Origin of the sequence: Amycolatopsis sp. NPDC004169, assembly GCF_040610315.1 — a bacterium.
Classification (GTDB): Bacteria; Actinomycetota; Actinomycetes; order Mycobacteriales; family Pseudonocardiaceae; genus Amycolatopsis.
This window is the reverse complement of sequence record NZ_JBEXMD010000010.1, coordinates 235814-252268: the sequence shown is the minus strand read 5'-3', so window position 1 is coordinate 252268 and position 16455 is coordinate 235814. Positions and strand designations below refer to the sequence as shown.

The following is a 16455-nucleotide window of genomic DNA, read 5'->3' as shown; positions in this document are numbered from 1 at the left end:
ACCGCCCTACTGTGGCGGTGCTTGGTGATCTTGACACGGAACCGAAGAGGGGAAACCACTTTGCCCATGCCGACAGGATTTCTCGGCAAGACACTCGCGGCCGCCGGTACCGCGGCGGCGCTCGTGCTCGCCACGGCCGTTCCGGCCGCCGCGGCCGAACCTTCCGCGGTCGAGCAGGATGTCGCTCAGCTCTACCAGTACGTCGTCGATCTCTACGACGGCCTGCCCGCCGATGCGCTGCGCCACGTCGACCGGCTCATCGAGTCGCCGATCCCGCGGATCGGCCCGCAGACCCAGGCCGACGACGGCCCGATCCCCGGCTGCACCGAGGGTTCGCTGCTGACCTACGCCAACAAGCTCGCGGCCCAGCTGTCCCCGCTCGAAAACAAGGCGCTCGACGCCCTGTCCGGGCTCAGCCAGCTCTACGTCCAGGGCGTCGCGTCCGACAAGACCCCGCAGGTCTTCGGCACCGACGGCCAGTACACCGCGCGCGCCACCACGACGATCGACAAGCTGCGCGGCTTCTGGGACATCGAAAGCTGGAACATCCAGCTCGTCGCCTGGAAGGGCACCGACCTCGGCAGCCAGGCGAAGATGGCGCAGACCTTCAGCCTCGGGCTCGCACCGGCGAAGGTGAAGGCCGCAGCCGCGCTCGCCACCAAGGTGCTCTACGAAATCCCGGCGCTGCAGGGCGGCCGCAACCCGCTGATCACCCTGAACGCGTTCGCCGCCCCGGCCGGCAGCCTCGGCGGCAAGCGCGTCGCGCTCGGTGACGGCCTGCTCGACACCGTCGACGTCCTCGGGTTCGACGACGTCTCGGTGGAGTCCGTGCTCGGGCACGAGTACGGCCACCAGGTCGACTTCGCCCACGAGAACCACCCGCGCAACGAGTCGTCCGAGATGGGCCCCGACGCCTACGGCGGCTACTTCGTCGCGCACGCCAAGGGCTTCGCCTGGAACGCCCGTACCCAGCAGGAGGTCACCTACCTGGACGCCTCCATCGGCGACTGCTACCACAGCCACGGCACCCCCGACCAGCGCAAAGCCGCCGGCGCGTGGGGTGAGAAGCAGGCGACGAGCCAGGCGAACCCGAACCGGATCGTCCCGTCCGCCACGATGATCGAGAAGTTCCAGAAGGAGTACCCGAAGCTGATGCCCCCGGTTGCCGCGGCGCGCGGCTGAGTCCCGAGGGCGGGCCGTCTCCTCGCTTCGAGGGGACGGCCCGCCCCTTGCCGGTCACCGGATCGGGTCGGATACTGCTCTGATGGGGCGAGGCGGGCACCGAGCGACGCTGCTGGGCCTTGCCCTCGTGATGATGGCCCCCGATTCGAATTCCATGAGCCGCGGTAGACCGAACCGCAACCGTTACCTGTACGAGTGCGACAACGGGCACCGGATGTCCCTCAGTCAGCCCAGCGAAACCCCACCCATGTGCCGCAAGAAGGACTGCAACCTGCAAATGAGGTACGTTTCGGCATCGGATCGGCCATAGGGACGGGCATGCTCGGCGAACTCGGCAAGCAGATGGCCAGGCTGTTCGGCGGCCGGTTCAGCCTCACCAACCTGCTGCCGGTGACGGTTCTGGCCGCGCTCGTGTCGCTGCTCGTCGTGGCCGGCGCGTACACGGACCACCCGACGGACATCGTCACCGTGGTGCACAAGCTACTCCCGGTGCAGACCAGTCTCGTGGTCATCGGCATCGTGCTGGCCGGGGTGCTGTTGCGGCCGTTCCAGGTGGCGCTGGTCCAGTTCCTGGAAGGTTACTGGCGCACCCGCGCGTTGACCCTGCTGAACGAGGTCGCGACCGAGCAGCACCGGCGCCGGCAGCACAGCGCGAAGATCGTCCTCGACTTTCAGCAAGCGGACCCCGAGGGCGGCACCTTCGATGCCGTCGTCGAGCAGGCACAACGAAGGTGGCGCTTGGACCGCGCAGCCAGGCGAGCGGACGAGGTCTACCGCAGGTACCCGGCGAACGGCGATCTGATGCCGACGCACATCGGCAATGTGCTGCGTGCCGGCGAGCACGCCGCCGGAAACCGCTACGGTTTGCAGCTCAACGCGATCACCGAACGCCTGTGGCCGTCGTTGTCCCCGACGATCAGCGGTTCGATTTCCCGCAACCTCGAAACGATCGACACGATGTGCGCCCTCTGTGTCGCGCTGACAGCGACCACAGCCGCGACGCTTCCGGTGCTGTGGCACCCGAGTGGCTGGTCGTGGGTTCCGTTGTTCACCGCACTCACGGCAGCCGTCGCCTACCGAGCGGCCCTGCGCGCCGCCTCTGGTCACGCCCGATTGCTGGCCGCGGCGGTCGACCTGCACCGGTTCGACATGCTCGCCGCGCTGCACCTGCCGCTTCCACGTTCGATCTCCGAGGAAATCCCGTTCAACGAGGCTTTGTCGCTCTTCTTCGCCGAGACGACCGGACTACGGCCGCACTACTTTCGCGGAATGGTCGTGCCGTACAAGCACCCGTCAGCTCCCGCGTCGAACCCCGACAAATCCGCCTAGTCCTTGAAGATTGAGCACCACCCGCCGACCGGCCTCGTCGTCCAACGCATCGAGATCGCCGTCGTACCGCATTCGCCGGGCCAGTTCCACGCGATCGGCTTGCACCTGCCAGCCCGCCGGAACACTGATCTCGACCCGGCCGAACCACACCGTGATGTCCACGACGATGCCTTTGCTGCCGGGCGGGTATTCGGCCTTGGACAGGTCCAGGCAGACCTCACCACCGAGGATCGCCCGCACGATGAACTTCTCCGGCGCCTCGATGCTGATCGCCCGGTCGTTCTTGCGCATCACCGCGGTGCGGCGGCAAATGACCGCCTCCAGTTCGTGGTGCACGCGGCGGTGGGACAGGGCCAAGGCGAGTCCACCTCCCGTCACCGCGACCGCCGCGGTATCGGTCAGGTTAGCCGGACTCACCCACCCGAACACCAGAGCCGCGGCCAGCAGTCCCCCGGCTGCCAGCGCCAGGAGCGCCACCGGACCGGCCGCCGTGCCCGCGGGCATCGCCGCGCGCACCACCATCACCACCGCCACCACGCCGAACAGCACCGGCAGCACGACGAGGGCGAGCCGGCCGATGCGGAGGAGCTGGTCCGGGCCACCGACCGCCCACGCCGTCCCCGCCACGGCCACCAGCAGCCCGGCCGCCACCCTGGTGCTGCTGAGCACCGGCCCGTTGTCCATGCCCGGTGGGATACCACGGTGCCACGGGCCGGGCGCACCCCGGGGCTACCGGCGCGCGAGCATCCAGGGCATCAGCTTCTCCGACAGGGCGCGGCTGAACGGCCGCACCAGCGTCTGCAGTTCCTCGCAGGCCGGCTCCCCGATCCGGGCGTACGGTGTCACGCTGTTCTCGTCCGTCGCCTTCTCGATCTCCTCGCGGTGGGCCGCTCCCGCCGGGGTGAAGGCCCCGTCGCCGGTGACCCAGTCACGCTCCCGCAGGCCGGCGATCGCCCGGCTCCAGTCCTCTTCGGACCACGCGCGGGACTTGCGCAACGTCTCCGCCGGCACCGCTCCGGAAGCCGCGTGGGTGACGAGTGCTTCGATGCCGCTCAGGCCCGCCGTCAGCAACGCCGCGATGTGGGCGTCGCCGCGGTACTCGCGCAGCAGCGTCTGGGCGTGCCACAGCACCAGGTGCGGCTCCTCCGGCCACGGCAGCGCCGCGTGCGCCGCGAACAACGGGCGGCCGACGACGTCGCCGGCGATCGTTTCCGCCGCCTCGCGGGCCAGCGCCGCCGCCCGCTGCATCTCCGGCGCGTCGATCGCGTCGCCGAGGGTGGCGCGCAGCGTGCGGTCCGCCGCCGCGTGCCGCGCTTCCAGGACGGCCTCCGGCTCGGTCGCCGACCACGCCGCCCGGATCGAGTCGTGCACCAGGGCCGGGTTGAAGTTGTAGAACGTCGCGACGACGACCGGAGCCGGGACCTTGCCCAGCGCCGCCGATCGCGAGGCGAAGTAGCCCGCGCGGCCCGTCAGGCCGAGCTTCTCGTACGCGGCGGTCGCTTCGGGGGCGAAGTAGATCATCCCGTGGTAGGGCTCGAGAATGCGCCACGTCCGGCGCGCCACTTCGATCACGCGGTCAACATACCATCCGGTCGGTACGGTGCGGGGCTCCTGAACCGGGCCCGGCCCGCGCTAGCATCCCGGCGGCGGCCGCGCCGATCGGGAGGCGAAGATGGCGGAGGAACGCGGCGTCGAAGCCGTCGAACAGTGGTTCCGGCGGCGAGGGCTGCCCGCCGTCGTGCGGGGACGGCCCGCGCAGCTGCTGGTCCGCATCGCGCCCGCCGTCGTGTTCATCGCCGCCTGGCGGGTGCTCACCGCCGTGCTGTCCGCAGTGGACGGCGAGACCGACGCGGACTTCGACCGGCTCATGGAGAGCGATCTCTTCGCGCTCGGCTACACCGGCCTGCTGCTGAGCCTGGTCGTCTTCCCCGCCCTCGGCTCGTGGCTCACCGCGCGGTGGGTGCGGCGCAAGCTGGTCGACCGCGGCGGCACGGTGCCCGCCGCGGTCATGGCGGCCGTGTTCGTGGTCGTCGTGCCCGTCGCCGACGTGGTCGTCGACGGCGACTCGCTGCCCCTCGGCCTCCTCACCCAGCTGCTGATCCTGGCCGGGCTGTTCGCGGCCGCCTTCGTCGGCGTCGGCTCGATCGTCGGCTGGGCGCTGCGGGCGGCCTACCGCCAGACGCGGCTGCTCGGCGAGCTGACCAGCCGGGCGCTGCCGCTCCTGCTGCTGTTCACCGTCTTCGGGTTCTTCACCACCGAGATCTGGCAGGTCGGCGCCGCCCTGCCGCGGCAGCGGATGTGGCTGGTGGCCGGGCTCTTCGCCGTGGTCGCCGTGGTCTTCCTGCTGGCGGCGCTCAAGGACGAGGTCACCCGGCTGACCCAGTCGCGCACCGCCCCGGTCGGCCTCGACAAGCTGCGCGAAACGCCGCTGGCGGAGTTCCTGGCGGACGACGTCGAACGGCTCCCGCTCACCAAGCTGGAACGGGCGAACATGGTGCTCGTCCTGATGCTGACCCAGGTGCTGCAGACCTTCGTGCTCGCCACCCTCGTCTTCGTCTTCTTCGTGCTCTTCGGGATCGTCGCGGTGCAGCACGCGGTGATCAAGGCGTGGATCGGGCGTGACCCCGCGGGCGGCACGCTGTTCGGCATCCAGCTGCCGATCCCCCAGGAGCTGCTGCAGGTCTCGCTGTTCATCGCCGCGTTCTCCGGGCTGTACTTCGCCGCCTCGACGGTCACCGACGCCAAGTACCGCAGCGCCTTCTTCGACCCGCTCGCCGACCACCTGGCGGTCAGCCTGGTGGCCAGGGACCTCTACCTCGGCCGCCTGTCCGGGAAGCCCGCGCGATGAGCGACGTCCGGATTGTGCCGTCCGCCACCTTGTAAGTTAGGTAAGCCTGACCTTATTGTCCTCGTGTGTCCCTGGTCCCCCGCTCCGGCGTCCACGCCCGTGAGGTCGACGTCGCCTACGGCAGCGACGTCGTCGTGCGTGCCGCGTCCGTCTCCCTCGACGCCGGTACCGTCACGGCGCTGATCGGCCCGAACGGCAGCGGGAAGTCGACGCTGCTGCGGGCGCTCGCCCGGCTGCACCCGCCGGCCGCGGGCTCGGTCACCTTCGCCGACGGCGCCGACCTGCGTGCACTGTCCGGAAAGGACGTCGCCAAGCGGATCACCCTGCTGTCGCAGCACCGGAGCGCGCCGGGCGGGGTGTGCGTCCGGGAGCTGGTCGAGTTCGGCAGGCACCCGCACCGGTCGCGCTGGGGCGGCCGCGACGCCGACGGGCCCGCCGCCGTCGACCGGGCCCTCGCGCTGACCGGGCTCTCCGCCCTCGCCGACCGGCCGGTGCAGGCCCTCTCCGGCGGGCAGGCGCAGCGGGTCTGGCTCGCCGCCTGCTTGGCCCAGGACACCGCGCTGCTGCTGCTCGACGAACCCACGACCTTCCTCGACCTGCGCTACCAGGTCGAGATCCTCGACGTCGTCCGCGACCTCGCCGACCGGCACGACGTCGGCGTCGGCGTGGTGCTGCACGACCTCGACCAGGCCGCCGCGGTCGCCGACCGGGTGCTGCTGCTCGAAGACGGCCGCGTCAGGGCCGAAGGCACCCCCGCCGAAGTGCTGACCGCGGAGAACCTCAGCCGCGCCTACGGCATCCGCGTGGACGTCGTCACCGACCCGGCCGACGGGCGGATCCACACCCGCGCGGTCGGCCGCTTCAACGACTCCGCACTCGTCTGAACCACGAAAAATCAGGAGAACCATGCGCCTCACCCGGATGCTCCTCGGCCTGTCCGCGGCCGCCACGTTCTTCGTGGCCGGCTGCGGCACCACCGAGGCGCCCGCGAACAACGCCGCCGCCACCGGAACCAGTGCCGGCCCGGTCACCGTCGTCGACTCGCGCGGCAAGGAGGTGAAGCTGCCCGGCCCGGCCAAGCGGGTCGCGGCGACCGAGTGGAACGCCGTCGAGCACCTCGTCTCCCTCGGCGTCATGCCGGTCGGCGTGTCCGACATCAAGGGCTACGGCCAGTGGGTCAGCGCCGAGAAGCTCGACGGCACGCCGAAGGACATCGGCACCCGCGGCGAGCCGAGCCTCGACACGCTCGGTTCGCTGGGCCTGGACCTCGTGGTCGTCACCGACAGCGTGACCGAAGGCGCGCTCGAGCAGATCGAGGCGAAGGTCCCGGTCATCGTCATCAACGGCGGCAACGCCAAGGACCCGATCGCCGGGATGTACGCCAACCTCGACACGATCGCCAAGGCCACCGGGACCGAAGCCGCGGCCGCGCAGCTGAAGTCCGGGTTCGAGCAGAAGCTGGCGGCGGGCCGGGACGCGGTGGCGAAGCTCGGCGCCGCAGGGCAGCAGGTCGCCTTCTCCGACGCCTACGTCACGTCCGGCTCGGTCAGCATCCGGCCCTACACCAAGGGCGCGCTGGTGTCCGCGGTGTTCGGCCGCCTCGGCCTGGAAACGGCCTGGCCGATGGAGGGCGACGCGGTCTACGGCCTCGCGCAGGCCGACGTCGAAGGTCTGACCAAGCTGCCCGACGTGCGGTTCTGGTACATCGCCAACACCGCCGAAGGCGACCCGTACCAGCAGCAGCTGGCCGGCAACGCGATCTGGACGAACCTGCCGTTCGTCAAGAGCGGCAAGGTGCACCGCTTCCCGGACGCGCTGTGGATGTTCGGCGGGCCGAAGTCCATGGCGCAGTTCGTCGACGCGGCCGTCGCCGCACTGCAGAAGTAGCGTGGCCACCCTGGTCGGAGCCGAGCCGCCCGTGACCGCCGTCCGGCGGCGCGGGCGGCTCGCGCTGCTCGGCGGTGGGCTCGCCGTCCTGCTCCTCGTGGGGTCGGCCGTGCACCTGACCCAGGGCACCGCGAACCTCGGCGCGCTGGACGTGCTGCGGCTGCTGTCCGGCGGGGCGACCGGCGACACGACGGCGGTGGTCGTCGAGTCGCGGCTGCCGCGCCTGCTCGCGGCGCTGGTGGTCGGGGCCGCGCTCGGCGTGGCCGGCGCGGTGCTGCAGTCGGTGTCCCGCAACCCCTTGGCGTCGCCGGACACCCTGGCGGTCAACGCCGGCGCGCACCTGGCGGTGGTCGCCGTCGCCGCGTTCGGCGTCTCCCTGCCCCTGCTCGGCGCGGCCGGGATCGCGTTCGCGGGCGGGCTGGCCGCGGCCGCGTTCGTGCTCGCGCTGGCCGGCACCGGCGGCACCGGGATCGTGCGGCTGGTGCTGGCGGGCACCGCGATCGCGCTGGCGCTGATGTCGGTGACCCAGGTCCTGTTGCTGTTGTACGCACAGGAAACCCGTGGCCTGTTCGCCTGGGGCGAGGGCTCGCTGGAGCAGAACGGGCTCGGCGGCATCCGCACGCTCGGCCCGGTCGCCGCCGCGGCGCTGGCCCTGCTGCTCGGCCTGGCCCGCCGGCTCGACCTGATCCACGTGGGCGACGACCACGCCAGGACCCTGGGTGTCCACATCGGACGGACGCGGGCCGCCGCGATCGGGCTGGCCGTGCTGCTGGCCGCGACCGCGGTGACGCTGGCCGGCCCGATCGGGTTCGTCGGGCTGGCCGCGCCGGCGGTGGCCCGGTTGCTCGCGCCCGTGGTGCCGGGCCTGCACCGGCACGCGGTGCTGCTCCCCTGCGCCGCGGCGCTGGGCGCGGCGCTCCTGCTCGGCGCCGACGTGCTGCTGCGCGCGGTCGCCGGCCCGCAACGCGCACTGGCGGTGCCGACCGGGGTCGTGACGACGATCCTCGGCGCGCTCTTCCTCGTGGTACTGGCCCGGACCGCCCGGAGCACGTCCGCGGCCGCCGAACCACCCGCGGCCGGCGCCCGCGGCGGCGTCAGCGCCACCCGGTACCGGGTGACGCTGGGCGTGCTGGTGCTCGGGGTGGCCGGCGTGGCCGTCGGCGCGGTGCTGCTCGGGGACGCGAAACTGCTGCTGGGCGACGTCGTCAACGGGGTGACCGGGCGGGCGGGCCCGATCGTCACCGGCGTGCTGGACACCCGCGTGCCCCGCGTGGCCGCGGCGCTGCTGGCGGGCGCGGCGCTGGCGCTGGGCGGCGCGCTCACCCAAGCCGTCGCCCGCAACCCGCTGGCCGAGCCGGGGATGATCGGCGTCGTCGGCGGCGCGGGCCTCGGCGCGGTCGCCGTGCTGACCGCCGTGTCCGGGGTCGGGTTCTGGACGCTGACCGGCTCCGCGGGGCTGGGCGCCGCACTGGCGATGGCCGTGGTCTTCGCCGTGGCCGCCCGGGGCGGGTTCACCGGTGAACGGCTGGTCCTGATCGGCTTCGGCGTGCACGCGGCGGCGCAGGCGCTGGTGACGCTGCTGATCACCCTGTCCGATCCGTGGAACGAGACCAAGGCGCTGACCTGGCTGGGCGGTTCGACCTACGGCCGGAGCTTCCCGCACCTGGTGCCGATGGCGCTGGCGCTGCTGCTGGTGGTGCCGGTGCTGGTCCGCACGCGGCGGGAGCTCGACCTGCTGGCGCTGGACGACGAAACGCCGCGCGTGCTCGGCGTGCCGGTGGCCAGGACGCGGTTGCTGCTGCTGGCGTGCGCGGTCCTGCTGACCGGCGCGGCGGTGGCGGGCATCGGGGTGCTGACGTTCGTCGGCCTGGTCGCCCCGCACGCGGCCCGCGCGATCGTGGGCAGCCGGCACGCGCGCCTGCTGCCCACCGCGGCGTTGCTGGGCGCGATCGGCGTCTGCGTGGCGGACACGGCCGGCCGCACCGTCATCGCCCCCGGCCAGCTGCCCGCCGGCCTGATGACCGCGATCATCGGCGCACCGTACTTCGGGTGGCTGCTGTACCGGCACCGCGCGAACGCCGCCCGGGGACGCTGAGGCTCCCCGGGCGGCGTTCCGTCACCCCCTCGCGCTCAGCCGTCGACGCTGGTGTGGGTCTTCGAGGCGCACCGGGCGGGCGTGGGATCCCCGTTCCCGTCGACCAGGCAGACCTTGAGGCCCACCGAGTCGCCGGCGATGACGTTGCCGTAGGCCTTGAACGGATCCCAGACGACCGGGTCGCCGGCCAGCCCGTTGCCGTTGTACTTGGACCCGATGAGAACACCATCGAGCCACGCCCACGCCTTCACGCCGTGCCCGTCCCCGCAGTAGTCGTGCACGACCGCGTAGTCGTCGTTGTTGCCGCCGCCGGGTGCCCCCGCGCCGTAGTCGACGAACTCCACCGCACCGCAGCCGTCGGTCGTGTGGACGGTGAAGCTGTCGTCGTAGGCGGCGGAGGCCGGCGCGGCCGCCACCACCGCCGTCCCCAGCGCCAGCACCGGTGCGACCAGCATCATCCGCGTCAACATCCTGCCCATGTTTCCGTTCCCCTCCGTGGTTGTTCCGGATTTCGATGCGCGCAGGAGGAAATCTAGCCACGGCAAGGGAAAGGGACATCTCCCGCAGGTGCTGTTCCCGGCGTGAATCGTGCGGCAGCCGGGGATTCCCCGGTGCACCAGCGGATCAGCCGGGCTCAACCGCCGGCGTACCGGCGGCCCGCCCCGGGGACGACCAGCCCGGACTCGTAGGCGACGACGACCGCCTGGGCCCGGCTGGACACGCCGAGCTTGCCCATGGCCCGGTTGAGGTGCGTCTTCACCGTGCCGGCGCTGACCGTGAGCCGGTCGGCGATCTCGGCGTTCGACATGCCGTGCCCGACCAGGCGCACCACCTGGGTTTCCCGTTCGGTCAACGACGTCAGCGCCGGGACCGGGTGTTCGGCGGGCGGGGTGAACGCCTCGACCAGCCGCCGCGTCACCGCGGGCGCGAACAGCATGTCGCCGGCCGCGACCGCCTGGATCGCGGCCAGGATCTGGTCCGGTGACGCGTCTTTGAGCAGGAAGCCCGAAGCGCCCGCCCGAAGCGCCTGGTAGACGTACTCGTCCAGGTCGAAGGTGGTGAGGACGAGGACCTTGGGCCGATCGCCGGCCCGGGCCAGGATCCGGCCGGTGGCCGCGATCCCGCTGATGCCCGGCAGCCGGATGTCCATCAGCACCACGTCGACGGGCCGCTCCGCCGTGACGGCGACGGCCTGTTCCCCGCTGCCCGCCTCACCGACGACGTCGAACCCCGGTGTGGCGCGGATCAGCGCGGCCAGCCCGGCGCGGATCAGCTCCTGGTCGTCGACGACGAGCACCCGAACCATCCGCGATCGCTTCCCCCGGGCGCGTCAGTGGTTGTCCGTTCCTCCTGCCGAGCTTATCGGCAGGGTCAGCACGACCTCAAACCCGCCGCGCTCGCGCGGGCCTGCGGTCAGCGTGCCGCCGTAAAGCCTGGCCCGCTCGCGCATCCCGATCAGGCCGTGCCCACCGGATTCCGCGGGGACACCGCGTTTTCGCCCTTCGTCGGTGATCCGCGCGACGAAAACCGTGTCGCCGTAGGCCAACCGGACGCGCGCACCCGCCCCGCCCGCGTGCTTCACCACGTTCGTCAGCGATTCCTGGACGATCCGGTACACGCACAGGGCGACGCTGTCCGGCAGCGGGCGGACGACCCCGTCGACGACCAGCTCGACCGGGATGCCCAGCGCCCGGACGCGCTCGGCCAGCACCTCGATCCGGTCGAGGCTGAACGCCGGCGAAGAATCACCGGCCGGGACGACGGGATCCGAACCGATCCGCAGCAGCACGAACAGCCGCCGCAGTTCGTCCAGCACCTGGCGGCTCGTGTCGTTGACCGCGCGCAGCGCGCCGGCGGCGGTCGGCGGGTCGGACTCGAGCACGTACCCGGCGAGCCCGGCCTGCACCGCGATCACCGACATGTGGTGGGCGAGGACGTCGTGGAGTTCGGTGGCGATGCGCATCCGCTCCTCGGTGACCGCGCGCCGGGCGCGGGCCTCCCGGTCCCGTTCGAGCTCGCGGGTCAGGACCTCCAGCCGGGCGTTGCGTTCGGTGAGGATCCGGCGGATGTCGCCGACGGCCCAGGTGGTCGCGCTCAACAGCGCGGCGAGCACGGCCAGCAGCCACAGCGGCCCCAGGTGCGCGGAGGCCGTCCCGGCCGCCTCCACCACGGTGGCGAGCGCGGCGGCGGTGAGCGACACGCGCCGGGATCGTTGCACCGCAACGGTGTAGAGGGCGAGCAGCGGGCCGAAGTTGTTGAGCGCGTCCCAGTACCCGGCCAGCACCGACGCGAGAGATCCGGCCAGGCACAGCAGGAACACCGTCACCGGCGCCCGGCGGCGCAGCGTGACCGGCAGGATGGCGGCGGCGGTGAGCAGCACCCCGGGGAGGCCGAAAACCCGGCCGTGGGAGGCGTAGTCGTAACGGGCGGCGAGCACGACGCCGGCGACGACCAGCCAGGACACCACCCCGTCCAGCAGCTGCGGGTGAGCTCCGCCGTACCGCCGCACCCGCGTCCACGCCGCCCGCACCGGGTCACCGTAGCCGCCCGGCTGCGGCGAGTCATGGGCCCCGGGTTGACGTTGCCTACCGCCGGAGTTGACTACCCGGCCGGGGTTTTGCCGCCGCGCCGTCGCCGCCAGACGACGGCCGCCACGAGCAGGGCGACGGGCAGGCCGGTGAGCAGCCACTCCTCGGCCGGTGCCGGGACGACGTCCTGGTGCGCGACCGAGGCGGCCAGGCTCACGGCACCACCGTGCAGATTCTGAGCCGGCGGGCCACTGCCGCACCCGTTCTGGTCGTGCCGGGGCGCGGCGACTGCGTATTCGACGGCGGTGGGCATTCCACACCCCTCCTCGGGTGGGCGGAGTTTCTCCGTGACCGCAGACCAGTGTGGCCCGGCCGGTCGCAGAACTCCATATCCGCCAAGGGAATTACTCGGATTTCAGGATTTCCACGGGCAGGCCCAGCGTTTCCACGATCCGCTCCACGGCGTCGCCGACCCGCACGAAGTCGTCGCCGAGGGGATCGGTCACCAGCCGGCGGACCGTGGCGACGTGCCCGGGCGCCGAGGCCTCCAGGTGCGCACGCCCGGCCGCGGTCAGCGTCGCGGTGGTGAACCGGCGGCCCTGGCCGGTGCAGACCTCGCGGGTGACCCAGCCCCGGTCTTCCAGACGCGCGACCGCGTGCGAAATCCGCGGCAGGGAACCGTTGGCCATCTCCGCGATCTCGCTCATCCGCAGGCTTTCCCCCGGGACCGCCGACAGCCGGGCCAGGATCATGTAGCCCAGCAGCGTCAGGTCGGCGTCCCGCAGCAGCTGGCTCTCCAGCGCGCCCGGCAGCGTGAGCAGGACCTTCGCCAGGTTGATCCAGGCGCGCCGCTCGTCATCGCCGAGCCAGCGGACCGGCTCCTCTCCACTCACGCCTTGACTTTAACACGCAACCCAACCTACCGTTTGGGTTGCGTGTTAAACTCAAAGAGGAGGAGCGATGACCACCGTCACCCCCAAACCCACCGCGGCCACGGCAGTCCGCCTCGGCTTCGCGCTTCTGGCGGCCGCGGCGGTGAACACGGCCATCGCCCTCGGCGCACTGGCCCTCGACGACGGCGGGATCCACATGGGCCTGGCCCCGGCGGCCTACCTGCCCGCCACCGCGCTGGGCCTGCTGCTGGGCAGCATCGGCTGGTTCGTGATCGCCCGCACCGCGCCGCACGCCCTGCGCGTGGTCGTTCCCGCGGTCCTGGTCCTGACGTGGGTGCCGGACCTGCTGCTGTTCGCCGCGGGCGCCACGGCGGCCAACGTGATCGGCCTGATGCTGATGCACCTGGTGGTCACGACGGCGTTGGTCACGGCTTTGCGCCCGACCCTGTCGTCGGCCGCCGACAGCGTCCAGCAGGTGGCGACCGACTAGCCCACCACCGAGAGAACCGTGCGAGCGCTGAGCCGGCCTCTTTCAGGCTCTCGCGCGACTTGCCCCGCAGCAACCGCCGCAGTCAACGCCCCGACCGCGTCCTCGGCGCGATAAATCGTTTCCAGCAAAGCGAACCGCTGCAGGTCGGCGACCGTCGCCGGGCCCTGTCGGCCCAGTTCGGCCAGCAGCGCACGGCGCAGGGGCAGCAGCTGCGGGGTGAGCGAGATGTCCACCAGCGTGCCCTCGGCGTCACGCGGGTCGCGGTAGCGGATGCCCGCGAACTCGTCGGCCGCCCACAGTTCGTTCTTGAACGTCGCCAGGTGGCGGCTGTCCGCCGTCGCGAACACCAGTGCCCGCGCGGTTCCGTCGTCGGCCACCAGGTCGACGGCGACCGCGCACCCCAGCCCGGCCGACCGCAGCCGCTCCCGGTGGCCGGTACCGGGATCGTCCGCGATCAGCACCTCGTGCGCCTTGCCCCGCAGCAGGGACGGCGGCCAGGCACCGGTCAGGTGCGCCAGCATCGGCCCCGGCACGTCGACGTCCCCCAGGTCGGCCGCCGTCCGCACGATGAGCCCGGCCGGCGCGCCACCCGGCGACGGACGGCCCACGAGCACGGCCGCCAGGTGGTGCTCGGCCAGCCGGTCGGCGAACTCGCCGAAGACCCGGAAGGCATCGGCGGCGAAGTCCCCGCACTCGACGTACGTCCCGCCGCGCGGCGACCGCAGCCCGGTCGCCGTCCAGGCGTCGAGGTACCGCACCAGCACGTCACGCTCGACGGAGCCGTGCGGGTCGGGGCGCCGGACGCGCTCGGCCACCCTCCGGTTGTACCCCACCGCCGGGCCGGTCACCAGCGGTGAAGAACGGATCGGTGGCTCCCTATACTCTCGCGCGTGGACGCACCGGACGAGCCGCCCGCTCGAAGACCCCGGGTGTTCCTCTCCTACGCCGACGACTCCGGTGCGCACACCGAGGCCGTCCTCGGATTCGCCGAGCAGCTGCGGGGTGAACTGGGCATCGACGTCCGCCTGGATCTCTGGGAGCGGGACCAGCGGCGCGACTGGCTCGCTTGGGCGATGCGCCAGATCGAGCACGGCGACTTCGTGCTCGCGATCGGCTCGCCCCGGTACAAACAGCTGGCCACGGCGGACGACGAGGATCCCGATTACGCGCGTTTTCAGCTGCTGATGCTCCGCGAGTACCTCGCCGCGGACCGGGCCCGGTGGACGGCCAAGATCCTGCCGGTCGTCCTGCCCGGGTACTCCGCCGATGACCTCCCCGCGTTCCTCCAGCCCTATTCCGCCACCCGCTACGCGATCCCCGAGGATCTCGACGAGCTGGTGCGGGTGCTGACCGGGCAGCCGCGCTGGGGCCGGCCGGCGCTGGGACCACTCGCCAAGCAGGAGGGGCTGTTCGACCCGGCGGTGCTGAGCGCGGACCTCAGCCGGGTACTGGTCGAGGCGGCCACGAGCCTCGCGGGCGCGGTCACCGCCCTGTGGCGAGCCGAGGTGCTGCGGCTCGGCCTGGACGACCCGCGCCCGCTCGGCACCCGCTGGCGCGTCGACGGCGGCGAAATCGACCGGATCGGGCCGGTCTTCCGCCGGGACCGGCGGCTGCTCGTGCTCGGCCGCCCCGGCAGCGGCAAGAGCGTGTCGGCGATCCGGCTGGTGTCCGAACTGCTGGACGGGTGGTCCCGTGGCAAGCCGGTGCCGGTGCTGGTCCCGGTCACCGACTGGCACCCGGGCGAACTGCACCCGTTCGACTGGCTCGCGCGCCGGCTCGCCCGCGACCACCGGCTGGGCCGGACCGTGCGCTGGGTCAACGGGGAACGCATCACCCTGGCGGCCGCGCTGCTGGAAGTGGGCCTGGTGCTGCCCGTCCTCGACGGCCTGGAGACGATCGCGCACGACCTGCGACCCGAGGCGGTCGCGGCGCTCAACCGGCTGGGGTCGTCGGTTCCGCTGGTCGTCACCTGCGGCCTGGCCGAGTACGGCGAACTGGACGCGGCGGGCGTCCGGCTGGCCCGTGCCACCCGCGCCGAACTGCTGCCGCTCGAGCGGGACGACGTCGAGGACTACCTGGCCGAGACCGTGCCCGGCGGCGCGGCACGCTTGGCCCCGCTGTTCGCCCGGCTGCGCGCGGACCCCGTGCCGACCCCGCTGCTGGTGTGGCTGGTCCGCGTGGTCCACCAGGACCCCGGCCGCGATCCCGCCGAGCTGGGCAACCGGGACCGCTTCCCGGACTGGGACTCGGTCGAGGCCCACCTGGTCCAGCACCTCGTCCAGGCCGTCTACCCGGACTACCCCGGTCACCGCTCCCCGGCGCCCCGGGTGCACCACAGTGCCGCCCGGCGCTGGCTCGGGCACCTCGCTTCGACCGGGACAGCGGACATCGCGTGGTGGCAACTCGACCGCCCCCTCCGGTGGGTCGCTCCCGCCTGCCGGGGTGCGGCGGGCGCCGCGCTCGGCTTCGGCATGCTCAGCGCCTTCGGCGTCGTGCCCGGGCTGGCGGCCGCGGCCGCGGTCGGATCGGCCGCCGTGAACCGGCGGCTGCTCGCCTACTTCAACGCCACCGACCACGTCGAGGCTCCGCACGCGTTCGACCGCTCGACGCCCAAGCTGCGTGCCGAGGTGCGCGACTTCGTGCAGCTGATGGCGAAGTGGTTGTCGTTCGCCGTCGGCGGCCTCGCGCTGCTGCTCGCCGGCCGGGCCGTCGCGGCGGGACTCGTGCACAGCGTTCGTGCGGCGTTGACGCTGACGGCGCTTGCCCTCGGCGGCGGATTCCTGACCTGGTGGTCCGGACGCAAGCTGTGGCACCGGCTGCGCCACGGCCGCAGCGACGGCCTGGTGGTGCTCGCCGACCTCCGGCGGCCGTCGAGTCCGGCCGGAACGCTGCGCGCGGACCGGAAAGTGGCCGTCACCGGTACCGGGATCATGGTGGCGATCGCGGCCGTCTTCGCGGTGCTGGGCCCCGGGTATGCGGTCCGGGTCGTCCTCGGCTATGCCGCCGCCTGGATGTTGCTCAGCGCGTACGCCCGGTACACGGTGGCCCGGCTCGTGCTCGCCGCCCGCGGCAGGCTGCCGTGGCGGTTGTTCCGGTTCCTGGACGACGCCCGTGACCGCGGCGTGCTCCGCCAGTACGGAGCCGTCCACCAGTTCCGCCACCAGCACCTGCAACGGCACCTGGGCGGCCCCGCGTAGCCGGCG

16 protein-coding genes are annotated in these 16455 nt (G+C 72.5%); 8 read left to right on the top strand and 8 right to left on the bottom strand.

From position 1 onward, the window contains the following. Positions 1-66: 66 nt before the first annotated feature. Both ABZX11_RS16815 and ABZX11_RS16810 read left to right on the top strand, forming a co-directional pair. Positions 67-1182, top strand: coding sequence for a M48 family metalloprotease (locus ABZX11_RS16815; protein ID WP_354913797.1), 1116 nt, complete (start codon positions 67-69; stop codon positions 1180-1182). A 318-nt stretch (positions 1183-1500) separates the two neighbouring features. Then, complete coding sequence (locus tag ABZX11_RS16810) at positions 1501-2511, top strand: hypothetical protein (protein ID WP_354913795.1); 1011 nt, start codon at positions 1501-1503, stop codon at positions 2509-2511. Here ABZX11_RS16810 and ABZX11_RS16805 read toward each other — a convergent pair. Then, on the bottom strand, positions 2476-3162 hold the full coding sequence (locus ABZX11_RS16805; protein ID WP_354913793.1) for a hypothetical protein: 687 nt from the start codon (positions 3160-3162) through the stop codon (positions 2476-2478). The two genes, ABZX11_RS16810 and ABZX11_RS16805, sit on opposite strands and share 36 nt — an antisense overlap. 78 nt (positions 3163-3240) lie before the next feature. Continuing rightward, positions 3241-4083, bottom strand: a complete 843-nt coding sequence (locus ABZX11_RS16800; RefSeq protein WP_354913791.1) for a hypothetical protein — start codon at positions 4081-4083, stop codon at positions 3241-3243. Positions 4084-4183: 100 nt separating this feature from the next. Between ABZX11_RS16800 and ABZX11_RS16795 the strand changes: the two genes are divergently transcribed. From ABZX11_RS16795 to ABZX11_RS16780, 4 genes are all read left to right on the top strand, one after another. Then, positions 4184-5359 (top strand): hypothetical protein, encoded by a 1176-nt coding sequence (locus ABZX11_RS16795; RefSeq protein ID WP_354913789.1) that lies wholly within the window; start codon positions 4184-4186, stop codon positions 5357-5359. A 134-nt stretch (positions 5360-5493) separates the two neighbouring features. Continuing rightward, positions 5494-6243, top strand: coding sequence for an ABC transporter ATP-binding protein (locus tag ABZX11_RS16790; protein ID WP_354913828.1), 750 nt, complete (start codon positions 5494-5496; stop codon positions 6241-6243). 22 nt (positions 6244-6265) lie between these two features. Next, positions 6266-7246 (top strand): iron-siderophore ABC transporter substrate-binding protein, encoded by a 981-nt coding sequence (locus ABZX11_RS16785; protein WP_354913787.1) that lies wholly within the window; start codon positions 6266-6268, stop codon positions 7244-7246. A gap of 1 nt (position 7247) precedes the next feature. Beyond that, a complete protein-coding gene (locus ABZX11_RS16780) occupies positions 7248-9341 on the top strand; it encodes an iron ABC transporter permease (protein WP_354913785.1) in 2094 nt (697 codons plus the stop codon). A 35-nt stretch (positions 9342-9376) separates the two neighbouring features. Here the strand turns inward: ABZX11_RS16780 and ABZX11_RS16775 are convergent, their stop codons facing one another. The 5 genes from ABZX11_RS16775 to ABZX11_RS16755 all read right to left on the bottom strand — a co-directional run bounded on the left by ABZX11_RS16775 (position 9377) and on the right by ABZX11_RS16755 (position 12762). Next, positions 9377-9820, bottom strand: a complete 444-nt coding sequence (locus tag ABZX11_RS16775) for a hypothetical protein (RefSeq protein WP_354913783.1) — start codon at positions 9818-9820, stop codon at positions 9377-9379. 155 nt (positions 9821-9975) lie between these two features. Then, complete coding sequence (locus ABZX11_RS16770; RefSeq protein ID WP_176176367.1) at positions 9976-10647, bottom strand: response regulator transcription factor; 672 nt, start codon at positions 10645-10647, stop codon at positions 9976-9978. Between the two features lie 24 nt (positions 10648-10671). Beyond that, a complete protein-coding gene (locus tag ABZX11_RS16765; protein WP_176176366.1) occupies positions 10672-11871 on the bottom strand; it encodes a histidine kinase in 1200 nt (399 codons plus the stop codon). A 71-nt stretch (positions 11872-11942) separates the two neighbouring features. Then, complete coding sequence (locus ABZX11_RS16760) at positions 11943-12086, bottom strand: hypothetical protein (protein ID WP_176176365.1); 144 nt, start codon at positions 12084-12086, stop codon at positions 11943-11945. Positions 12087-12273: 187 nt separating this feature from the next. Beyond that, positions 12274-12762, bottom strand: coding sequence for a MarR family transcriptional regulator (locus ABZX11_RS16755; RefSeq protein ID WP_176176364.1), 489 nt, complete (start codon positions 12760-12762; stop codon positions 12274-12276). 67 nt (positions 12763-12829) lie between these two features. On the opposite strand from ABZX11_RS16755, the gene ABZX11_RS16750 reads away from it, so the two are divergent. Further along, positions 12830-13252 (top strand): hypothetical protein, encoded by a 423-nt coding sequence (locus tag ABZX11_RS16750; RefSeq protein WP_354913780.1) that lies wholly within the window; start codon positions 12830-12832, stop codon positions 13250-13252. On the opposite strand, the gene ABZX11_RS16745 is transcribed toward ABZX11_RS16750, so the two are convergent. Continuing rightward, on the bottom strand, positions 13249-14067 hold the full coding sequence (locus ABZX11_RS16745) for a hypothetical protein (RefSeq protein WP_354913778.1): 819 nt from the start codon (positions 14065-14067) through the stop codon (positions 13249-13251). The two genes, ABZX11_RS16750 and ABZX11_RS16745, sit on opposite strands and share 4 nt — an antisense overlap. A gap of 75 nt (positions 14068-14142) precedes the next feature. Between ABZX11_RS16745 and ABZX11_RS16740 the strand changes: the two genes are divergently transcribed. Next, complete coding sequence (locus ABZX11_RS16740; protein ID WP_354913776.1) at positions 14143-16449, top strand: SEFIR domain-containing protein; 2307 nt, start codon at positions 14143-14145, stop codon at positions 16447-16449. The last annotated feature ends 6 nt before the right edge of the window (positions 16450-16455 follow it).